The 17,931-nt window shown below is 70.8% G+C and carries 15 protein-coding genes and 1 pseudogene; 9 read left to right on the forward strand and 7 right to left on the reverse strand.

The genetic code is table 11. The features are described 5' to 3' along the window. Window positions 1-346 precede the first annotated feature (346 nt). Together ACZ4QV_RS34110 and ACZ4QV_RS34115 are read left to right on the forward strand one after the other, a co-directional pair. Entirely contained in the window at window positions 347-1,351 is a 1,005-nt protein-coding gene (locus tag ACZ4QV_RS34110; protein WP_467763864.1) for a PP2C family protein-serine/threonine phosphatase, read from the forward strand. A 368-nt stretch (window positions 1,352-1,719) separates the two neighbouring features. Then, window positions 1,720-2,190: a MarR family winged helix-turn-helix transcriptional regulator gene (locus tag ACZ4QV_RS34115; protein ID WP_361150995.1), complete on the forward strand. Its 471-nt coding sequence runs from the start codon at window positions 1,720-1,722 to the stop codon at window positions 2,188-2,190. Window positions 2,191-2,215: 25 nt separating this feature from the next. On the opposite strand, the gene ACZ4QV_RS34120 is transcribed toward ACZ4QV_RS34115, so the two are convergent. Beyond that, window positions 2,216-2,623, reverse strand: a complete 408-nt coding sequence (locus ACZ4QV_RS34120; protein WP_361636053.1) for a hypothetical protein — start codon at window positions 2,621-2,623, stop codon at window positions 2,216-2,218. A gap of 695 nt (window positions 2,624-3,318) precedes the next feature. On the opposite strand from ACZ4QV_RS34120, the pseudogene ACZ4QV_RS34125 reads away from it, so the two are divergent. After that, window positions 3,319-3,511 (forward strand): annotated as a pseudogene (locus tag ACZ4QV_RS34125) (hypothetical protein); the annotation flags it as partial. Between the two features lie 6 nt (window positions 3,512-3,517). Here ACZ4QV_RS34125 and ACZ4QV_RS34130 read toward each other — a convergent pair. Next, window positions 3,518-3,925: a VOC family protein gene (locus tag ACZ4QV_RS34130; protein ID WP_361151119.1), complete on the reverse strand. Its 408-nt coding sequence runs from the start codon at window positions 3,923-3,925 to the stop codon at window positions 3,518-3,520. Window positions 3,926-4,066: 141 nt separating this feature from the next. Further along, entirely contained in the window at window positions 4,067-5,683 is a 1,617-nt protein-coding gene (locus ACZ4QV_RS34135) for a SulP family inorganic anion transporter (RefSeq protein WP_361150998.1), read from the reverse strand. Between the two features lie 342 nt (window positions 5,684-6,025). Here ACZ4QV_RS34135 and ACZ4QV_RS34140 point away from each other — a divergent pair, with 342 nt between their 5' ends. The 3 genes from ACZ4QV_RS34140 to ACZ4QV_RS34150 all read left to right on the forward strand — a co-directional run bounded on the left by ACZ4QV_RS34140 (window position 6,026) and on the right by ACZ4QV_RS34150 (window position 8,889). After that, window positions 6,026-6,739, forward strand: coding sequence for a MarR family winged helix-turn-helix transcriptional regulator (locus tag ACZ4QV_RS34140; RefSeq protein WP_361615726.1), 714 nt, complete (start codon window positions 6,026-6,028; stop codon window positions 6,737-6,739). A gap of 321 nt (window positions 6,740-7,060) precedes the next feature. Next, window positions 7,061-8,263, forward strand: coding sequence for a hypothetical protein (locus ACZ4QV_RS34145; RefSeq protein WP_361151002.1), 1,203 nt, complete (start codon window positions 7,061-7,063; stop codon window positions 8,261-8,263). Continuing rightward, on the forward strand, window positions 8,263-8,889 hold the full coding sequence (locus tag ACZ4QV_RS34150; protein ID WP_361151005.1) for a hemerythrin domain-containing protein: 627 nt from the start codon (window positions 8,263-8,265) through the stop codon (window positions 8,887-8,889). Before ACZ4QV_RS34145 ends, ACZ4QV_RS34150 begins: the two co-directional genes overlap by 1 nt. 743 nt (window positions 8,890-9,632) lie before the next feature. On the opposite strand, the gene ACZ4QV_RS34155 is transcribed toward ACZ4QV_RS34150, so the two are convergent. Continuing rightward, window positions 9,633-10,613 carry a VOC family protein gene (locus ACZ4QV_RS34155; RefSeq protein WP_467763845.1) on the reverse strand — a complete coding sequence of 327 codons (981 nt, stop codon included), beginning with the start codon at window positions 10,611-10,613 and terminating at the stop codon, window positions 9,633-9,635. Between the two features lie 228 nt (window positions 10,614-10,841). Beyond that, window positions 10,842-11,534: a TetR/AcrR family transcriptional regulator gene (locus tag ACZ4QV_RS34160; protein WP_361151009.1), complete on the reverse strand. Its 693-nt coding sequence runs from the start codon at window positions 11,532-11,534 to the stop codon at window positions 10,842-10,844. A gap of 273 nt (window positions 11,535-11,807) precedes the next feature. On the opposite strand from ACZ4QV_RS34160, the gene ACZ4QV_RS34165 reads away from it, so the two are divergent. From ACZ4QV_RS34165 to ACZ4QV_RS34175, 3 genes are all read left to right on the forward strand, one after another. Further along, window positions 11,808-12,608, forward strand: a complete 801-nt coding sequence (locus ACZ4QV_RS34165; RefSeq protein WP_361636047.1) for an SDR family NAD(P)-dependent oxidoreductase — start codon at window positions 11,808-11,810, stop codon at window positions 12,606-12,608. Window positions 12,609-12,739: 131 nt separating this feature from the next. Further along, window positions 12,740-13,204 carry an SRPBCC family protein gene (locus ACZ4QV_RS34170; RefSeq protein WP_361636044.1) on the forward strand — a complete coding sequence of 155 codons (465 nt, stop codon included), beginning with the start codon at window positions 12,740-12,742 and terminating at the stop codon, window positions 13,202-13,204. A 222-nt stretch (window positions 13,205-13,426) separates the two neighbouring features. Next, complete coding sequence (locus ACZ4QV_RS34175; protein WP_361636041.1) at window positions 13,427-15,457, forward strand: ATP-binding protein; 2,031 nt, start codon at window positions 13,427-13,429, stop codon at window positions 15,455-15,457. Window positions 15,458-15,514: 57 nt separating this feature from the next. Here the strand turns inward: ACZ4QV_RS34175 and ACZ4QV_RS34180 are convergent, their stop codons facing one another. Both ACZ4QV_RS34180 and ACZ4QV_RS34185 read right to left on the reverse strand, forming a co-directional pair. Next, window positions 15,515-16,519: a zinc-binding dehydrogenase gene (locus ACZ4QV_RS34180; RefSeq protein WP_361587642.1), complete on the reverse strand. Its 1,005-nt coding sequence runs from the start codon at window positions 16,517-16,519 to the stop codon at window positions 15,515-15,517. Between the two features lie 79 nt (window positions 16,520-16,598). Continuing rightward, window positions 16,599-17,717, reverse strand: a complete 1,119-nt coding sequence (locus tag ACZ4QV_RS34185) for a glycosyltransferase (RefSeq protein ID WP_467763846.1) — start codon at window positions 17,715-17,717, stop codon at window positions 16,599-16,601. Window positions 17,718-17,931: the final 214 nt, after the last annotated feature.

Raw genomic sequence — 17,931 nt, forward strand, 5'->3', positions numbered from 1 at the left:
CGTTCTGCGTCTTCTGCGACGGTTGCCGCCTTGTACGCGTAACACCGGGAAGGACGCGGAAAACCGCCGACAGGCCGCGTACCCTTCGTTCGGCCAGCAGCGGCCGGACGAACCACCCGCTCGGTCGTGGGCCGGATGCCGACTGGCGGTGGAGATGATCTGTCCGCCGAGGTACGGACGCCGGCGGCGGTGGCGTGGTACGAAACCGATCAGGAAGCGGCCGTACGGGCCGCCCGCTGCGACGGACGATCGAATAGGGCACGGCCCGGTTCGGTGAGAGGTGTTGGTGTCGGTGGTCCGGTCGAACCGGTCCTCACGTGTTCTGCCGGTACTGCCGTACGCCGTGATGGCCATGGTCGCGGCAGTCGACATGTCGGCGGGACCGGACGTGGGATTTCTGCCGTTGGTGTCGCTGGGGCCCGCCTTCGCCAGCCTGACCGGCGGATGGCGGCGCACCGCCTTGATCGGTGCGCTGGCGCTGCTGCTGTGCGCCGGGCTGGGTCTGTACGACGAGCTTTTTCCGCACCGCCGCGGCTGGACGGCCCTGCTGTCCGTCGTGGGCGTCACGGCAGCGGGCCTGGTCGCCGCGGTGATACGGCAGCGACGCGAGAGGGAGCCGGCCGACGTGCGCTCGGTCGCCGAGGCGGCCCAGCGCGTGCTGTTGCGGCCCGTGCCCCAGATCGCGGGCCGGTTGCGTCTGGCCGTCTCCTACACCTCGGCAGTCGCCGAAGCACGCATCGGCGGCGATCTGTACGAGGTGGTGGCCACGCCGCACGGAGTACGAACCCTCATCGGGGACGTGCAGGGCAAGGGCCTGGACGCCGTGGAGACCGCGGCCGTCGTGGTGGGCGCCTTTCGCGAGGCCGCCTACGACGAAGCCGCTCTGACGGCCGTCGGCGACCGGCTGGAACGGGCTTTGGCGCGCCACCTGACGGACGAGAAGTTCGTCACCGCCGCCCTGACCGAGTCGCAGGGCACCGGAGTTCTGACCCTGCTCAACTACGGCCACCCTGCCCCCCTGACCGTCAAAGGCAACGGAGACATCGGATTCCTCGTTCCTCCCGAGCGTGCCCTGCCGCTGGGGCTCGCCCTGCACAACACCAGCGCCCCCCGGCCGCACACCGTGCCCTTCGCCCCCGGCGATCAGGTGCTGCTCTACACCGACGGCGTCAGCGAGGCCCGCGACGCGTACGGGCATTTCTATCCGCTGAAACAGCGGGCGGGACTGCTGAAGGAAGCCGACCCGCAGACGGCGGTGGAGGCGCTGCGGCAGGATTTGGTGGCACACGCACAGGGGCCGCTGCACGACGACGCCGCGATGCTCCTGATGCGCTACCGCGACGGCTGTTGAGGACGGCAGGCGGGCTGGATACGGAGAGAATGGCCCCCGAAAGCCCGCCAGCGGCTTTCCACGGAGTGGCAGCGAGTGCGACAAGACTGCTGCCGACACCGTGCGGCTGAGCCTCGGCAGCAACCCGCGCACCGCGAGCGAGCACGTGCGCAGACCACGGCGCCGACGCCCCCGGCGCCCCGGACTGGCGACAACTGACACCGGCAGCCGGCGCTCGTGCGATGCCCATGTCCGGGATCGCGCCGGAGCCGTCGAAGCCCGCCGATTTTTGCCTAGTGCAAATAGGGCAGCGGCTGCGTGCACGCGCGGTAGAAAGAACCGTGGCCGAATGCACACGGGGGCCCTGGAGCCCGAGCGAAGTGGACGCCGTGACCGGAGCGGTCCTGACGGCGTCGCGGGCGCTGGTCGCCGTCTCCGCCCGCTCGCTGGCTGCGGTCGAGGGCACGGTGACCCTGCCGCAGTTCCGGCTGCTGGTCGTGCTGTCCGTGCACGGAGCCGCCAGCCTCACGGCCGTCGCGGAACTGCTGGGCGTCAACCCGTCGACGGCGATGCGCATGATCGACCGGCTGATCGCCGCCGGCTTCGTCGACCGTAAGCTCAACCCCGCCAACCGCCGTGAGACGAGGATTCAATTGACGGACGGCGGCCGGCGCCTCGTCGACGAGGCCACCGCCCGGCGGCGGCAAGAGATCACGGCCATCGTCGAGCGGATGACCCCCGAACAGGGGGCGGCGTTGGTCGAGGCGCTGACCGCTTTCGCGGAGGCGGCCAAGGAACCGGCGGCCTCCTGGGCCGGGGGCGGCCGCTGCCCGTTGGGGTGGAGCGACGTCTCCGGCTGATCTTTCCGTGCGGAAGGCGGTCGGCTCAGCGCGGGTGTCCACGCGGACACACGCTTGCCGGGCCGTGCGCGCTGTGCCAATGCCGGGGGCAGTACGGCACATCGCAGCGTGCGCAAAAGCCTGCGTCACCGGGCAGCGTGGCGAGAGACACCCGCGCGTAGGTGCGTGGGTAGGCGAAGGCCTCCCGCAGCAAGCCGGCACGCTCGGTGGTGATGTTCTCCCCCGCGCCGTTGTCGTGGAGCTCGCTCTCGACCGTCAACCACCACCGTCCAGGGTCGCGGCACTGCTCGTAGAGCTTGCGTGCGTACGCACTCCAGCGCGGCCAGGACACCGGCAGCCGGCCGGGTGGTACCAGCTCGAGGTGCGCCACTTGTGCGCCACAGACCACGCACATGACATGGAGGACGAACAGGAAAGCAGGTACCTGCCTCATGTTGCCGTTCTTTCGCTTGCGTGCCGGGACGAGACGGTGCAACCGGTCAGGACGCCAGAGACTTCGTCGCCCGGGGGCCAGGCACGTGCGGTACTCCGGGGAGTCGGCGTGGGACGCCGCTGCACCAGTTGCCCGTACCGACGGCGCTTGTCCGTCACCTGACCGCCTCCGTCCCGCACCGACGATGCCCTTGGGCGGTGCCGTACCGCACGGCAGTGGGGCGACGAGGGATTTTCGAACTGCGCGTTCTGCCCATGGGTGTTCGGGGCGCTCACGCCACTACAGCGGAGTCCGGTCGGGCTCCTGAGCCGCTACCTGACAAGACGACCGATTCGCAGTCTGGCATGACGTGTCCCTCTCAGCCGTCTGTGGCATGTCGGCACTGCTCGCCGACCAGGCTTCCCGGCACACCAGAAGCCGCCCGGAGGGGCACCTTCACATCGCGCATCCTTGCACACGGCAAAACCCGGTGGCGGAGGAACGAAGGAAACGACAGCGGGGCCTCGGCTGATGGGGCTCGGGGGGAACCATCCGAACGGGGCTTGGGGCCGTCGGCAACTCCGCTGAAGATGACGGTTCTCAAGCCGCTCCGGACGCTTCTGCTCCAAAAAGGCGATGACTCCGGCAGGGGGAGTGCGGGTGCGGGTGCGGACCCGGCCGTACTCGTCCCGTCGGCGCCGACACCCTCCGGGGACACCGGCCGGACACGAGAGACGCACCGCTACCTGCACTGGCGCAACCAGAACGCCCGGCATCCCGACGCCCCTGCACCCCCGCACCTACCCCGACATCCTGGCCGCCCAGCGCCGTGAGGGGCTCCGCGTCCGCACAGAGAAGGGCCTCCGCTGGGGCGGGCGCGCTCTGCCAGCGGCACAGCCGCGGGCTTGAGCCCCGTTACCGCCCCGAGTCATCGGGGCGGTTCATCTGGATCAGGTCCCAGCGATTGCCGTACAGGTCCCGGAAGACGGCAACGATCCCGTACGCCTCCCGTCGGGGCGCTTCTTCGAACACGACCCCCGCCGCCTGCATCCGCTCGTAGTCGCGCTCGAACGCGTCGGTGTTCAAGAACCAGCCGACCCGGCCACCGGTCTGATCTCCGATGCGAGCTTCTTGCTCGCCGGTCGTGGCCCTGGCCAAAAGCACGGCTGTTTCCCGTGCTCCCGGCGGAGCGACAACAACCCACCGCGTCCCGCCATCGGTCCGGGTGTCTTCCAGGAGCTCGAACCCGACGACGTCCCGATAGAATGCGATGGCTTCGTCGTAGTCACGCACGACGACGGTCACCAGTCCAAGATATGCCATCAGATGATGATGCCTGCAAGCCTGCGGACGCACCAGGACCAGCACTGGTACCAGCACCAGCCCAACCCGGCGAACCCATGCGGTCACGGCACCAGCGGAATTCTCAACGTCGGCAGCGTGCGCGTCGAGTGGGGCAGAAGGCTAGCTTCCGGAGGACTTGTCGAGAGGTGTACCCGGTTGTCCGTCGCAGACGGAGTCGACGGTGCTGTCCGTGGTGAAGGGGCCTTCCTCCGCACGCACCTTGTCGAGAGTGCCCAGGGCGCCGAGTTGCCGTTGCAGGGCAGGCGGAAGGCCGTAGAGCAGTAGTTGCGCGTTGCCCGCGTGGTGGGTGTCGACGGTGTGGTCCAGGGCCAGGATGCCGGTGGTGTCCCAAGCGGTGACGTCGGCGAAGTCCGCGATGACCACGGCGGCCTGTGAACGCCTGACGGGTTCCAGCAGGCGCTGGGCGGTGGTGAACAGCAGAGGTCCTCGAAGGCGGTAGACGGCTGCTGCCGTGGGCCGGTTCGGTGAGGTGCCGTTGTGAGCCGGTCCTTGCCTGGGGAAGGGGACCGGGCGGTGGTCGAGGGTGGCGGTCCGGGTGACGGCGCGCAGGGCGAGCAGGGCGGTCAGCAGCACGCCGGCCGCGACGGCCGTGACCAGGTCGACCGCTGCGGTGATGCCGACGGTGAGGACGGTGACGGCCAGCGATCCGTAGCCGGATCGGGCCATGCAGCGCAGGGTCCTGATGTCGATCATGCGCCAGGCGGTGGCCATGAGGACGCCGGCGAGCGCGGCGAGCGGGATGGCCGAGACCAGTGGGGCCGCGGCCAGGACGGCCAGGGCGATGACGGTGGAGTTGCACAGGGCGGCCAGGCGGGTGGTGGCTCCCGAGCGTACGTTGATGCCGGTGCGGCAGACGGTGCCGGTGGCGGCCATCCCGCCGAACAGCGGCGTGAGGAGATTCGCCGCTGCCTGTCCGAACAGGACCCGGTCGCCGTCGTGCCGGTGGGAGGCTCCCGTCAAGGTGTCCGCGGCGAAGGCTGTCATCTGCGCCTCCAGCGCCCCCAGGGCCGCCACGGTGAACACCGACGGCAGCAGGCCGGGCACGGTCTCCCAGTGCACGAAGTCCAGCGACGGGGGCGGTACCCCGGTCGGCAGGGGACCGATGTCGGCCAGCGGCCAGGGCAGGAGCGGGGCCACCGCGGTGGCGGCCGCAATGGTCAGGAGCGGCCACGGCCATCCCGGACGCAACCGGTGGCCGCCCAGGCACACGGCCAGTACGGCCGCCGTCACCGCTGCCGGTGCCACGGCGTCGGCACCGGCCTGGGCCAAGGCCCGCGCGGCGCCGGGAACGACGCCGTGCTCGCCGGAGGTCGCGCCGCCCAGGGCAGGCGGAAGCTGCTGGCAGGTGATCACCACGGCGCTGCCGGTGATGAACCCGGTCAGGACCGGTAGCGGAACCAGGTGCGCGAAGCGGGCGGCGCCCAGCAGAGCCAGGACGAGCAGCACCAGTCCGGCGAGCAGGCCGCAGGTCAGCACTCCGTCGGCACCGTGTGTGCGGGCCACTGGCAGCAGTACGACGGCCATGACGCCCGTGGGCCCGGTGATCTGCCACGTCGAGCCGCCCAGCAGGGCCGCGGTGGCACCGGCGATCACAGCACTGACCAGTCCGGCTTCGGCTCCCAGACCGGCGGCGACGCCGTAGCCCAGCGCCATGGGCAGGGCGGCCACGGCCACCGTGACGCCGGCCATGAGGTTCGCGGTCGGCGCGTGCCGCATCCGGGCGATCTCGTTCCGGACGGGCAGAAGTTTCCTGACCCGCCGAAGCGCGCGGGAAGGCGACGGAGATCGGCTGGGTCCTTCCCCGGACATACGGCTCCTGGTCCTCGAACAGATGGGGGCGATGCGTGGGGCTCGTGCGGAGACGAGTCGGTGAACGAATAGGCGTGGCGCAGAGAATCCGGGCTTGAAGTGAGGAACGCAGGCCGGTGGCCGTACAGTACGGCCCTGGGGCATCCGGGAATTCCGCAGCCGGGTCTCTGACGAAAGCTGCCAGCCTTGCCGCGGCCTTCGCAAGAGGAAATACCGTTCGAGGTGCTGCCCGTACGGTGCATGCAAAAGATGGGCATCACACATCCTGATTACTTCCCGCGCCGGGCTGGATTTCGCGTACACCGCCCGGGCGCGCCGGAGTGCGCGGGCAGGGCGGCACGTGCTTCGCGCGCCTGTTTTTCGTCTCCTGCCGCATTCCTCGGTCTCCGGATAACGTCAGTCGTCAAGCGGAGCCGGGCCCGGTGGGACGCGGCTCCGGCTTGCTGCGGCACGACCGGCCGACCGCTCAAGGCGGCACCGAGGTGGCCAGTGGGCCGGGCCAGGGGCGAATACGGCCCGGTCGAACTTCTCCAGGCCCTGGCCGAGAGCTCACCCGCCAGGGTCGGCGACCTCGCCGCCCGCCGGCGCCTGGCCTTCAGCACCGTCAGCGGTCTCATCACCCAGGTGATCAACGCCGGGTTGGTGTCCCGCCCCACCGTCCCCAGTGACCGCCGCGCTTCCGCCGTCGCCCTCAGGTCGGTGACTGTGCTGCGTGGTGCCGACCGTCCCGCACCCGGCGGGCCGGCCATACGCAGCGACCTCGACGCATGGCGGTGCGCTGCGGCGTCATCCGGTTCGTTCGTCCTGTGTACGGCGCACTCCGGCGGACCCCGGCAGCGGTTCGCCACGCTCACGACCCGTTCGACGGATGCCATGTCCGCGGGCGCGGTTTCCGCGTACGACCCGTACGTACGTCAACCACTTGCCGTGCGTACGCCAACCACTTGCCGCGCATTCTCCTGACAGGACCCTGGAGCCCCCTGCGGAAAGCCGCATATCAAGCGTCACGCAGCGGATGCCGGGCATCGCTGTAATACCCGCGCGCGAACGCCACCCACCCGCCACCCTTCTGCTCTCCGGGTGAAAGGCGCACCGGTCACGGGACCGCACACCAGCCCGCACCCCGTCGGCTGCGACGCTGTCACCACTGTGCCGGTCAGCCGTGCCGTACCGAAAACTTTCCGGCCTCGGGATCGGGTCCTGACATGAAAAGGCTGTTTTCCCCGCGGAACGACGGTTACCCGGAAGCGCGCCGTCATCCGTGCATTCGTACTGGAGGGCCTGATGTCGTTCAACCCCTTGGAGCAGCGGGGGATCCCGCTGGACCGGCAGGTACGCAACTGGCGTGAGCTGAATGTGACGCCGATCGATCCGGACCACGGTGATCCGTACACCCGGTGCAGGATCATCACGATGAACGGGATCGAGGTGGAGGCGATCCTCTTCAGCCATCAACTGGCCCGGCACTGTCCGGACATGGAGGTCAAGCAGCAGCTCGCCCGGACCCGCTACATCGAGGCGCAGCAGCAGAAGGCGGTCAACTGGCTGCTGCCGGGGGTCTCGTCGGTGCTGGAGACGACCATCGCGTACGAGCAGGTGGCCGTCGACCTGACCGCCTGGGTGGCGCGGATGGAGCCGGATCCGTACCTGAAGCAGGCGTACCGGTTCGGGGTGTTGGAGGACTTCGACCACCTGTACCGGTACGCGAACCTGTACGAGATGATCGAGCACCGCAAGGCGGAGTCGATCGTGGACGGGCTGACCGAGGTGATGCCGGGCCGGCCCACGCCGCTGCACCACCGCAACCCGGTGGACAACGTGCGCGAGCCGTACGACAAGACCAAGACCGACCCGCTGTCGAAGCTGCACGCGCTGACGATCATGTCGGCCGAACAGCAGACGATGAACTTCTACATGAACACCGGCCCCACCTACATGGAGCCGATCGCCCGCCAGCTCTACCAGGAGATCGGGCTCGTCGAGGAGGAGCACGTCACCCACTACGAGTCGCTGGTCGACCCGGGTGAGACGTGGTGGGAGCAACTGGTCAACCACGAGTACAACGAGTGCTACCTCTACCACTCCTTCATGGAGCAGGAGAGCGACCCCAAGGTCAAGGCGATCTGGGAGCTGCACCTGAACATGGAGCTGGAGCACCTGCACATCGCCTGCGACCTGATGCGGCGCCACGACGGGCGGGAACCGGCCGAGGTGCTGGCGCCCGTGCTGCCCAACGTGCTCACCTTCGAGCCGAACAAGGGCTACCTGCGCGAACTGATCGCCAACCAGCTGGACCTGACCACGCTGGGCGCGGGCTACGTGCGCGAGGCGCACGAGCGGTTCGAGGCGATGCAGGAGGCACTGAACGGCGGCTCCACGCCGCCCAGCGACCAGGTGCTGGCCGAGCACGACAAGCTGATCGGCGGCGACTACCGGCTCCAGACCGAGGGCGAGCACCCGGTCGCCGAACTGCGGGGAGGCCGGTGATGGCCACGGCTCACGGAGCCGACCGGAGCCCGGACCCGGCGACGACCGATCCGGCGGAGGATGTCGATCCGGGCCCGGAGCAGGACGTGGTGGCGCTGCTGATGGCGCAGCACGGGCAGATCCGTAACCTCTTCGACGAGGTCGAGCAGAGCAGCGGCGATGCCCGTCGGGACGCGTTCCGGCGGCTGGTGCGGATGCTGGCGGTGCACGAGACGGCCGAGGAGGAGGTCGTCCACCCGTACGTGAAGCGCGCGGCGGACGGCGGGGACGACATCGTCGCCGACCGGCTGGGGGAGGAGAAGCTGGCCAAGCAGGCCCTGTCCGCCCTGGAGGACGTCGATCCCGAGGGCGAGGCGTTCCTGCCGAGGCTGCTGTCCCTGCGGATGGACGTGATGCAGCACGCCCGCGCGGAGGAGCGCTATGAGTTCTCCCAGCTACGGCGGCTGAACGATCCGGCCCGCCTCGCCTCGATGGCCAAGGCCGTCCAGACGGCCGAGGCGACCGCACCGACCCACCCGCACCCGGGCGTGGAATCCGGCGCGAAGAACGTCGCCCTCGGCCCGCTGGCCGCCGTGGTCGACCGGACCCGCGACGCCGTACGCAAGGCCATGGGCAAGGACGGCTGAAGGGCGGAGGCGCCGGAGCTGTAGGCGGTCGGCTGCCCGTACTCCTCGGGCGGCCGCATGCGGTCGCCGGCCACCGCCGAACCGACTGGGCGGCGCATACGGCGATCCCCGCCGCGCGCGCCGCCCCGACTCGTCACATCAGGCGGCACCGCCGGACGCACACGGTCTGGCCGCACGCTGTTGGTACATCGGGCCGTCGCGAGTTGCGGAGCCACAGGCCCCGCCCGTACCGAAGGCCCCGCCTCTTACGGAGACGCCTTCGAACTCGCCGGACAGGCCGTCACCCTCGGACGTCTCGCCGACCCGAGGAGCCCCCCCCCCGCACAGGCGATCCCGCTGGCAACAGGGGCCGTCGTGGGTGAAAAGCCGTCCGGCAGCGCGACAGTTCCGCCAGCGTCTCCTGTCCGCCAGCCCGCACCAGTCTACTCATCCCCTCCCCACGGCCTCCATTGAGAACTCCCGTACCCTGGCGTGGAGTTCAGGTTACGAGGCGGACCGGCCACCTACCCGGCAATCACTCCGAAGAGTGGCCGAACGGCCAGATCCGTGGTCAGGGAACAAGCTGACCGGCGTGTGGACGGCCGGGGACAGGATCGAGTCGCACCCGGTGGCCTGGCGGGGCGCTCTGGCGGAGCGGGGAGAGAGCGGGGCGGCCGCGTCAGGGCTGAGCCCTCTGCGCCGGCCCTGATCCCGGACGGCGCCGAACGCCGCCCGGCACCGGGTCCCGGCGCAGGACTCCGATGTCAGAACTCGGGAAGGTGGCCCGTCCTTGCCCAGTGCTCCATCACCGGCTTTGCGGCTGGGTCGGCCAGCTCCAGCCTGATGCCCAGGCCGTCGTACGACGTGATGGCGGCGATCGGATCCGACGCGGCATCCATGCGTATGACGGCGTCCATGCCGAAGCCCTGAGCCCTGAGCCGGGCGAGCCGGGAATGCATATCGCTTTCCCAACAGGCGTAGTACATCAGGGTGCCGGCCCGGGAAGGGCCGAAGACGCCGTCACCGGTGGCTTCGATCAGTTCGATGTACGGCTCGCGGGTGCGGGATATCGCCTGGCGCTGCCGGAACGGTGTGTGGGTGACATCCCCTTCTTCCTGATGCGGGGATTCGGTCAGAGCCACAGCGGTGAAGGGCACGCCGAACACCGTCGCGCACCGCTGGACCGCCGTATCGATGTCCGGCACCACCATTCCCACGTGGTAGTAGGAGGCGGGCAGCGAACCCTCGCCGCCCGCGAGGTCGACCTTCTCGGTCATCCGGTTCTTCAGGGCCGAGGCCACGTAACAGATCCGGGTTCCGTACAGATCGGGCTCCGTGATGATCATTTCAGGCGCTGAGCCCGGCGCCGCCGCATAGGTCGCGGCAACCCCGACGCCTTCCCGGCGCAGCTCTCGCAACCGCTCCTCGGGGTCTTCTTCCCACCAGCCCCAGTAGGCGAGGGAGCCCAGCCGCTCCCGACCGAACACGCAGTCCGGCTCGTCCACCGCTTCGACCAGGACGAAGTAGGGCTCCTGTGTGAGGGACACCGTCACGCGCAGAGTGGAAGGCGCGGTACGGCCCGAGGCGTCGGCGCGAGAGAAAACATATTCTTCGGCACTCCCGAAAGAGACACCGAATACTTCATGGAACCTGTCTGCCGCTTTCTCGATGCTGTCCACGACCAAGGCGGTGTGGGAAAACGAGGCGGGCAGTTCTTTCGCCGCCTCGTCGGCCATGTCGGGCATGCTTTCTCTCTCCTTTTACCAGGCGTCTTCGTGGGGGGATCCTGCGGATGTATCCGATCGTGTCGACTCGTCACACGCTAGAACCGGGCAACCCGCAGGACCCTGCGCCTCCAGGTGGAAAAAGGTGCCCGGCCTCCTCCTCGCAGTCCCCTCCCCAAGGAGGAGGGCACGGAGCGGCGCCCCCGGCGGCACGGGCGCCGCCGACGGTCGTACCGCCCGCTGAACGCGTCAGGCCACCGCTGGGCCAGGCGGCCGGCCGCCGAAGACGCTGCGGATCCAGACCTCCGCGAGGGCGGCCACGCGCTGATCGTCGGGGATGCGGGGCTCCATGCCCAGAAGGGCGGCGTACAGGTTGCGCTCGCTCATCCACACCAGTGTGGCGGCGAGGGTGCCGGCGGGTGTGCCCGCCGGGGCACGCCCGGTGGCCCGCTCGTGTTCGATCCACGCCGTGGCCGGTTCGATGAACAGATCGAGCAGCCCGGTGTAGACGCTTCGCAGTTCCGCGTCGGTCCCCATGGCATCGGACGCGGCCAGCACCACCGGCGCGTGTTCCCGCCACAGCGCCAGGATCTCGGTGTAGTTGGCCTCGAACGTCCGCTGGGGCGTCGGATCCGCCTCGGTGGTGCCGAAGCCGCGCAGCGCGATCTCCAGCTTGTCCTGCATGACCCGTTCCAGGAGGGCCGCCAGCAGGGAGTGCTTGGTGTCGAAGTAGAAGTAGAACGTAGGCCGCGAGATGCCCGCCTTGGCGGCGACCTCCCCGACGGAGATCTCCGCGAACGGCTTCTCCGTCAGCAAGGTCTCCGCAGCGGAGAGCAGCGCTTCCAGGCGGCGGTCTCCCCGGCTGGCGGGACGCGACCAGCTACGCGGGGCAGCCTGAGCCGGCTCTTCGGGTGTGCTCGTGTCGGTGCGTCGGGCTGTCACGCGGGTTCCTCTCCTTCTGGGGCTCCTGCCTTCACGAAGAACGGCGTCAGACGGTGAGGAGCCCTGCTCAGGGTAGCCAGCGGAAGAGACCAGCTCCTCCTCCTGTCCGGTGGTCGCGGCGGGGCGGGGGAATGGCGGGGGCGGTGGGAGCAGGGTCGGGAGCGCCAGGATCAACAGGTGTTGAGTTACAGTGACACCTGTTGAGCGGTGGCTGCTCGCACGGTGCGCAGGTGTGCGCGCACGCACCACCGCATCCCATCGAAAGGGGCCCACGTGGCAACCATCCTGATCACCGGAGCGTCCGACGGCCTGGGCCGCGCGCTGGCCGAGGATCTCGCGGCGGACGGTCACCGCCTGCTGCTGCACGGCCGCGACCCGGAGCGGCTGGCCGAGGTCGCCGCCACCACGGGCGGGGAGGTCTTCCCCGCCGACCTGTCGTCCCTCGCCGCGACGAAGCGGCTCGCAGCCGACATCCGCGCCCGGCACCGCCGTCTCGACGTCCTCGTGAACAACGCGGGGGTGGGCTTCCGGGGGGAGGACACCTCGCGGGAGGTCTCCGCCGACGGCTACGAACTCCGGCTGGCCGTGAACTACCTCGCGCCGGTGCTGCTCACCCGTGAACTCCTTCCCCTGCTGCACGAGGCCGGGCACGCACGTGTCGTCAACGTCGCCTCGGTCGGCCAGCAGCTCTTCGACTTCGACGACCCGCAGCACGAACAGCACTTCACTCAGGCCGACGCCTACTGCCGTTCCAAGCTCGCTCTGATCAGCCACACGGCCGACCTCGCGGAGCAACTGGCCGACTCGGGCATCACCGTGAACGCCGTCCATCCCGCGACCTTCATGGCGACCACCATGACGAAGGCCTCCGGCATGCCCGTCCAGGAGTCGCTGGAGAAGGGGGTGGCCGCCACGCGCCGACTGGTGGACGCCTCCGACGTCGCCGGGGTGACCGGCGCCTACTTCCGCAGCCAGGAGAGGGCCGACCCTTCGGAGCCGGACGCCCTCAGCCCCGCGTACCGCCACCGCCTCGCCGCGCTCACCCGGCGTCTGCTGACGGCCGCAGGCGTCTGATCACTCGCTCCGGACGGCCTCCGTGACCCCGGCGGCCCGTGCGCGACCGGCGTGCTTCCCCACGACCGGCCTTCCCTCCCCGTCCCACCCCCCTGCCCGCATCTTGCTTTCCATCTCTCACAGGAGCATCCATGGCACGCACATACGTCAGCGCAGTCGTTCCCGCCACCGCCGAAACCGTATGGCAGGTCGTCCGCCCCTTCGACGGTCTCCCGCAGTGGCACCCGGCCATCGCCGCCGGCGAGTTGGAGGAAGGCGGGGCCACGGCGGTCGGCGCTCTGCGGCGCCTGCGCTTCGCCGGTGGGGACACCACGGTGCTGGAACGCCTGACCGCGCTCGACGACACCGCACGCACCTTCACCTATGAGCTGGTCGAGCACCCTTTCCCCGTCCGGCGCAGTGTCTCCACGCTCCGGGTGCTGCCCGTGACGGACACCGGCGAGGCATTCGTCGAGTGGTCGGCCGAGTCGGAGGAGGACGCCGCGGACGCCGCCGCCGCGCAGGCGCTCGTCGAGGAGCTGTACGGCAGCGGTCTGTCCGCGCTGCAGCGGCACTTCGCCGCCTCCCGGTCCTCGCACCAGGCGCCGGCCGGCTGAGCGGATCCGCCTGGACGGCCTGACCGAGAGCGCCGCCCTCGGACGCGCCGGCCCGTCCGGACACCCGTGCCCGCTCACTTCCGGGGGACGGGCCTTGGCTAGGGTTGCCGGGGGAGGACGGGCCGTCGTGACGGTCCCGGGAAGTGATGCGGCACGCACCTGCCGTGAAAGAAGGCAGGACCACACATGGAAGCACCGCCACGTCGCACTCTCGCCGAGCGTGTGAGCACGGCGAGAGCCAGCGCCTTCGTCGGCAGGGAGACCGAACTGGCCCTGCTGCGCGACGCCCTCGCCGGGCGGCCCGGTGCTGCCTCCGTGCTGTACGTGCACGGCCCCGGCGGCATCGGCAAGTCGACACTCATGCGGCGCTACGCCGAGGAGGCGCGCGGCGTCGGCCGGCCGGTGGTCCACGTCGACGGCCGGGCCCTGCCCGCCGTGCCGGGGGCCTTCGAGAAGGCGGCCGCCGCTGTCGTGCACACGCCGGGAGCCCTCCTGCTCATCGACACCTTCGAGTACTGCCAGAGCCTGGAGGGCTGGCTGCGCGAGGAGTTCCTGCCGAGCCTGCCCGACGACGTGCTGGTCGTCGTCGCGGGCCGGCACGCGCCCGACGTCGGCTGGTCCGCGGACCCCGGCTGGAGCGACCTGCTCAAGGTGGTGGCGCTGGAGCAGCTCAGCGCGAGCGAGGCGGAGACCTTCCTGGAGCGGCGGGGAGTCGCCCCAGCCCGGCGCGGCCCCCTGCTCGCCTTCGCCTCCGGCCATCCCCTCGTCCTGGCGCTCGCCGCTCAGGTGGCCGGGACGGAGGGGAGCGACCTGCCAGGCTCCGGACGCTGGAGCCCCGCCCCCGATGTCGTCGCGTCGCTGCTGCGGCGGATGCTGGGTGATCTCCCGGGCCCCCGGCACCGCCTCGCTCTCGAGGTCTGTTCCCAGGCCCATGTGACGACCGGGACACTCCTGCGTGCCCTGGTCGGTGACGACGCCCCGGAACTGTTCGCGTGGCTGCGCGAGCAGCCGTACGTGGACCACTGCGCCGAAGGGGTCTTCCCCCACGACATCGTCCGGAAGGCACTCGCGGCCGACCTGCGGTGGCGGGACCCGGAGGGATTCGACGAGCTGTACCGGCGTCTGCACGAGCACCTGCTGGAGCGGATCGGCTCCGTACCCGCCGAACGGCTGCTGCACGAGGTCGGTTCGCTGCAGTTCCTCTACCGGGGCGAGGGCCACATGGCCCAGAGCCATCTGTGGCACCTCCCCGGGCTGGTCGAGGACCACCCGTACCTGCCGTCGGACGAGGAGCACGTGCTGGCCCTCGCCGAACAGGCGGAGGGCCCCGACGCGGCCGAGGTGGTCCGCTTCTGGCTCCGCGGCCGGCCACAGGACTTCCGGGTGCAGCGGCTGCGCGGCACAGCACCTGCCGTGGCGTTCTCCGCCTGGCTGCGACCGGAGCCCGCCCAGGGCCGCGAGCACGACCCGGTCGCCGCCGCGGTCTGGGAGCATGTCGCTTCCCACGGGCCGCTCGGCCCCGGGGAGCACGTCGCCCTCGGTCGCTTCCACGTCCACCCGCGCCACTATCAGCGGCCCTCGCCGGTGATGGACCTGATGCTCTGGCGCATGCTCGGCGAACTCCTGCGGGACAGCGGACCGGCGTGGTCGTTCATCGTGCTGCGCGACGACGGGTTCTGGAACGCGCACATGGAGTTCTGCGACATGACGCCGCTGGAGCAGTCTGTCACCGTCGGAGAATCGGCCTACCGCGTCTTCGCCCACGACTGGCGTGACCTGCCGCCCCGAGCGTGGCTGACGGCCAAGCAGCAGGCCCTGCTGTCCGCCACCGACATGGGCTCGGCCGGTTCCGGTACGTCTCTTCCCCGGCCCCGCGCCCCCCTCGCCCCACCGGCCCTGAGCCGCCCGGAGTTCACCACCGCGGTCCGCTCCGCGCTGCGCGACCTGAACCAGCCACGGGCCCTGGAAGCGAACCCGTTGCGTCGCAGCCGCCTGGTCACCGACCACGGCATGACGCTGCGGGAGGTGCTCGCTCACGCCGTCGCGGGCCTCGTCACCGAGCGCGGGGGAGACAAGGCGCTCCGGGTCGCCACGCTCGCCTTTGTCGAGGGGGCGCCCACCCAGGAGGCGGCGGCCCGGCGACTGGACATGCCGTACAGCACCTACCGGCGGCACCTGACCTCCGCGGTCTCGCGGATCGAGGAGATCATGTGGCGTCACGAGGAGAACGGCCTGCCGCTGCTTCCTCCATGACGACGTGACAGTCCGCGCAGCCGCCCCCCGGCGGGCGCTGCGCGGACCGCCCCTCGGTCACGGACGCCCGTCGGTTCCCGGCCGCAGAACCACCTTGCCGATGGTGGCGCGGGTCTCCAGGGCGTGGTGGGCCTGCGCCGCACGGGCGAGGGGGAAGGACTGGACGACAGGGCTGAACCGTCCGTCCGCCGCCCACCGGAGCGCCGTCTCCTCCAGCCCGCGGACACCGCCCGGCAGCCCGAACAGCGCGGGACCCACCGCCAACCGGGAGGTGATGCCGTACTGCTCCAACTCCTGGGGCGAGAAGCTGGTGAACCGGCCCTCGTCGGAGGCCCAGCCGAAGTACAGATGCCGTCCCCCCTCGCCGAGCGACTCAGCGGCGGCCCGGCCGAGCCGGCCGCCCACCCCGTCGAGGACGACGGTCGACGGTTCGCCGCCCAGCGCCTCGTCGAGTCGCTCCTCCCAGCCCGGCAGGGTGTAGTCCACCGCACCGTCCGCGCCCTGCTCCAGCACCACGTCGAGCTTCCGCCGACTGCCCGCCAGTCCTACGACCACGGCACCCGCCCGTCGTGCCGCCTGCACCAACAGCGTGCCCAGGCCCCCGGCGGCCGCCGTGACCACGACGACGTCCTCGCTCGACAGAGCGGCCTGCTCCAGGACACCGACCGCGGTCCGCCCGGTTCCGATCATGGTGACGGCGGCGGCGTCGTCGAGCCCGTCGGGAACGCGGTGCAGGGAGTCGGCCGAGGTCACGGCGTGCGTGGCGTAACCGCCGTTGCGCTCGTGCCCGAGATAGGCGACCACCCGCGCCCCGAGCCAGGCTGCGTCGACCTCCGTGCCGACCGCCTCCACGATGCCCGCGGCCTCCCGGCCCGGGGTCATGGGCAGGCGCGGCAGCGCCATCCCCATCTCGCGCCCCGCGCGCAGCACGGTGTCCATGAGGTGGACCCCCGCCGCGGTCACGGCGAGACGGACCTCGCCCGGGCCCGGCGACGGTGTGTCCACCTCTTCGTACACCAGCTTGTCGGGTGCGCCGAAGGCGTGTTGACGGATCGCGTACACGGTTCTTCCTCTTTCCTCTGCCGGCTTTCCGTCGTCGGCTCGCGCGGCGGCCGACGTGCTGCCCGCGCCCGGGCGGGGCTCAGCCACGGAGGTCGGTCAGGAGCGGCAGGACTTCGGCGGCCGGGGTCATCGCGGCGATGTTCCGGGCGGCCGCCGCGGCGGCGACCCGGAACGACGGCTCCCGCAGCACCCGTACGACCGCCTCACCGGCCTCGTCCGCGGAACCGATGACCTCCGCGGCACCCAGCGCGGCCGTTCGCTCGGCGTTCAGGGGCTTGTCGAGACCCATGGGCAGGATCAGCATCGGGACGCCGGCACCGAGTACCGAGAGCACCGTTCCGGCACCACCGGAGGAGACGACCGCGTCCACCCCCTGGAGCAGCAGCGCCATGGGGACGAATCCGGTCACGTGGACGCCGCTCCCGCCGACGGGCAGGGTCTGGTCCGCGGCCGAGGGCGGCAGGACGGCCACGACGTTCACGTCGTGCTCGGTGAGCGAGGCGACGATCCGGGTGAGCACGTCGGTGTCGTCGATGATCGTGCCCAGCGTCACGAGGACCCGGGGCAGGTGCTCACGGCCGGGGAAGGACGGAGCCTGCCAATCGGTTCCGGTCTCGGTCCCGTGTGCCTGGGGCCGGATGGTGACGCGGTCCGGTGCCGGCTCCCAGTCGTCGCGCTGGAGGCAGTCGGGCCATGGATCGACCGTCGCCGACGGCCGGGCCAGGACGATGCCCCGCTCCGCCGCGCGGGCGGCGGCCGTCGCCCACATGGCCTCGGCCAAGGGCGCGTCCAGGGCGATCCCCACGCCGTGGGAGACCCACTCCACGCCCAGCCGGGAAGCAACCAGCGGACCGAGGAAGTCCGCGGTCTCCGCTATCACCAGGTCCGGGGCGAAGTCACGGGCCGCTGCCAGGGCGCCGTCCGCGCCGAGGTCGACACGGGTGCCGCCGAAGAACTCGCCCGCGGTGGCCGGGCTCATGTCGGTGGCGGCGTTCTTCCCGGTGCGCCGCTGGAACTCGCCCAGGGTCTCTTCGAGCGTCGCGCCCGCCGCGTGGACGGGGGCGGGCGCCACCAGGTCTTCGAGGGAGGCGTGGGTCAGGAACGCGGTGGTGTGACCGGCCTGGCGGGCCGCCCTTTCCAGGGGGAGCAGCGGCAGCAGGTGGCCGTGGGCCGGCGTGCCGGAGAACAGGATGCGCATGGAACACCTTCAGCAGAGAGAACAGGGGCCTGAGGGGAACGCCCGCTTGGTCAGGGGCGCGACAGTGCCCGTACGAGTCCGGTCGTCGCAGGCCAGGCGGCCTGTTCCGGACCTCGTCGTCTCATCATGCGGGTCATGACTGCTCATTCGGGGGCGCGACGACTGCTCGCCTCTGCTCAGATCCGCCCACGGCCGGCCGTGGCCCATACGGCCC

Source organism: Streptomyces sp. NPDC026394, assembly GCF_055567735.1.

Excerpts from the sequence above, each read along its gene's own strand:
- ACZ4QV_RS34110 (WP_467763864.1), top strand. The coding sequence starts at position 347 with ATGGCCATGGTCGCGGCAGTCGACATGTCGGCGGGACCGGACGTGGGA.
- ACZ4QV_RS34120 (WP_361636053.1), bottom strand. The coding sequence starts at position 2,623 with ATGAGGCAGGTACCTGCTTTCCTGTTCGTCCTCCATGTCATGTGCGTG.
- ACZ4QV_RS34130 (WP_361151119.1), bottom strand. The coding sequence starts at position 3,925 with ATGGCATATCTTGGACTGGTGACCGTCGTCGTGCGTGACTACGACGAA.
- ACZ4QV_RS34135 (WP_361150998.1), bottom strand. The coding sequence starts at position 5,683 with ATGCGGCACGCGCCGACCGCGAACCTCATGGCCGGCGTCACGGTGGCC.
- ACZ4QV_RS34140 (WP_361615726.1), top strand. The coding sequence starts at position 6,026 with ATGGGCATCACACATCCTGATTACTTCCCGCGCCGGGCTGGATTTCGC.
- ACZ4QV_RS34145 (WP_361151002.1), top strand. The coding sequence starts at position 7,061 with ATGTCGTTCAACCCCTTGGAGCAGCGGGGGATCCCGCTGGACCGGCAG.
- ACZ4QV_RS34150 (WP_361151005.1), top strand. The coding sequence starts at position 8,263 with ATGGCCACGGCTCACGGAGCCGACCGGAGCCCGGACCCGGCGACGACC.
- ACZ4QV_RS34155 (WP_467763845.1), bottom strand. The coding sequence starts at position 10,613 with ATGCCCGACATGGCCGACGAGGCGGCGAAAGAACTGCCCGCCTCGTTT.
- ACZ4QV_RS34170 (WP_361636044.1), top strand. The coding sequence starts at position 12,740 with ATGGCACGCACATACGTCAGCGCAGTCGTTCCCGCCACCGCCGAAACC.
- ACZ4QV_RS34185 (WP_467763846.1), bottom strand. The coding sequence starts at position 17,717 with ATGCGCATCCTGTTCTCCGGCACGCCGGCCCACGGCCACCTGCTGCCG.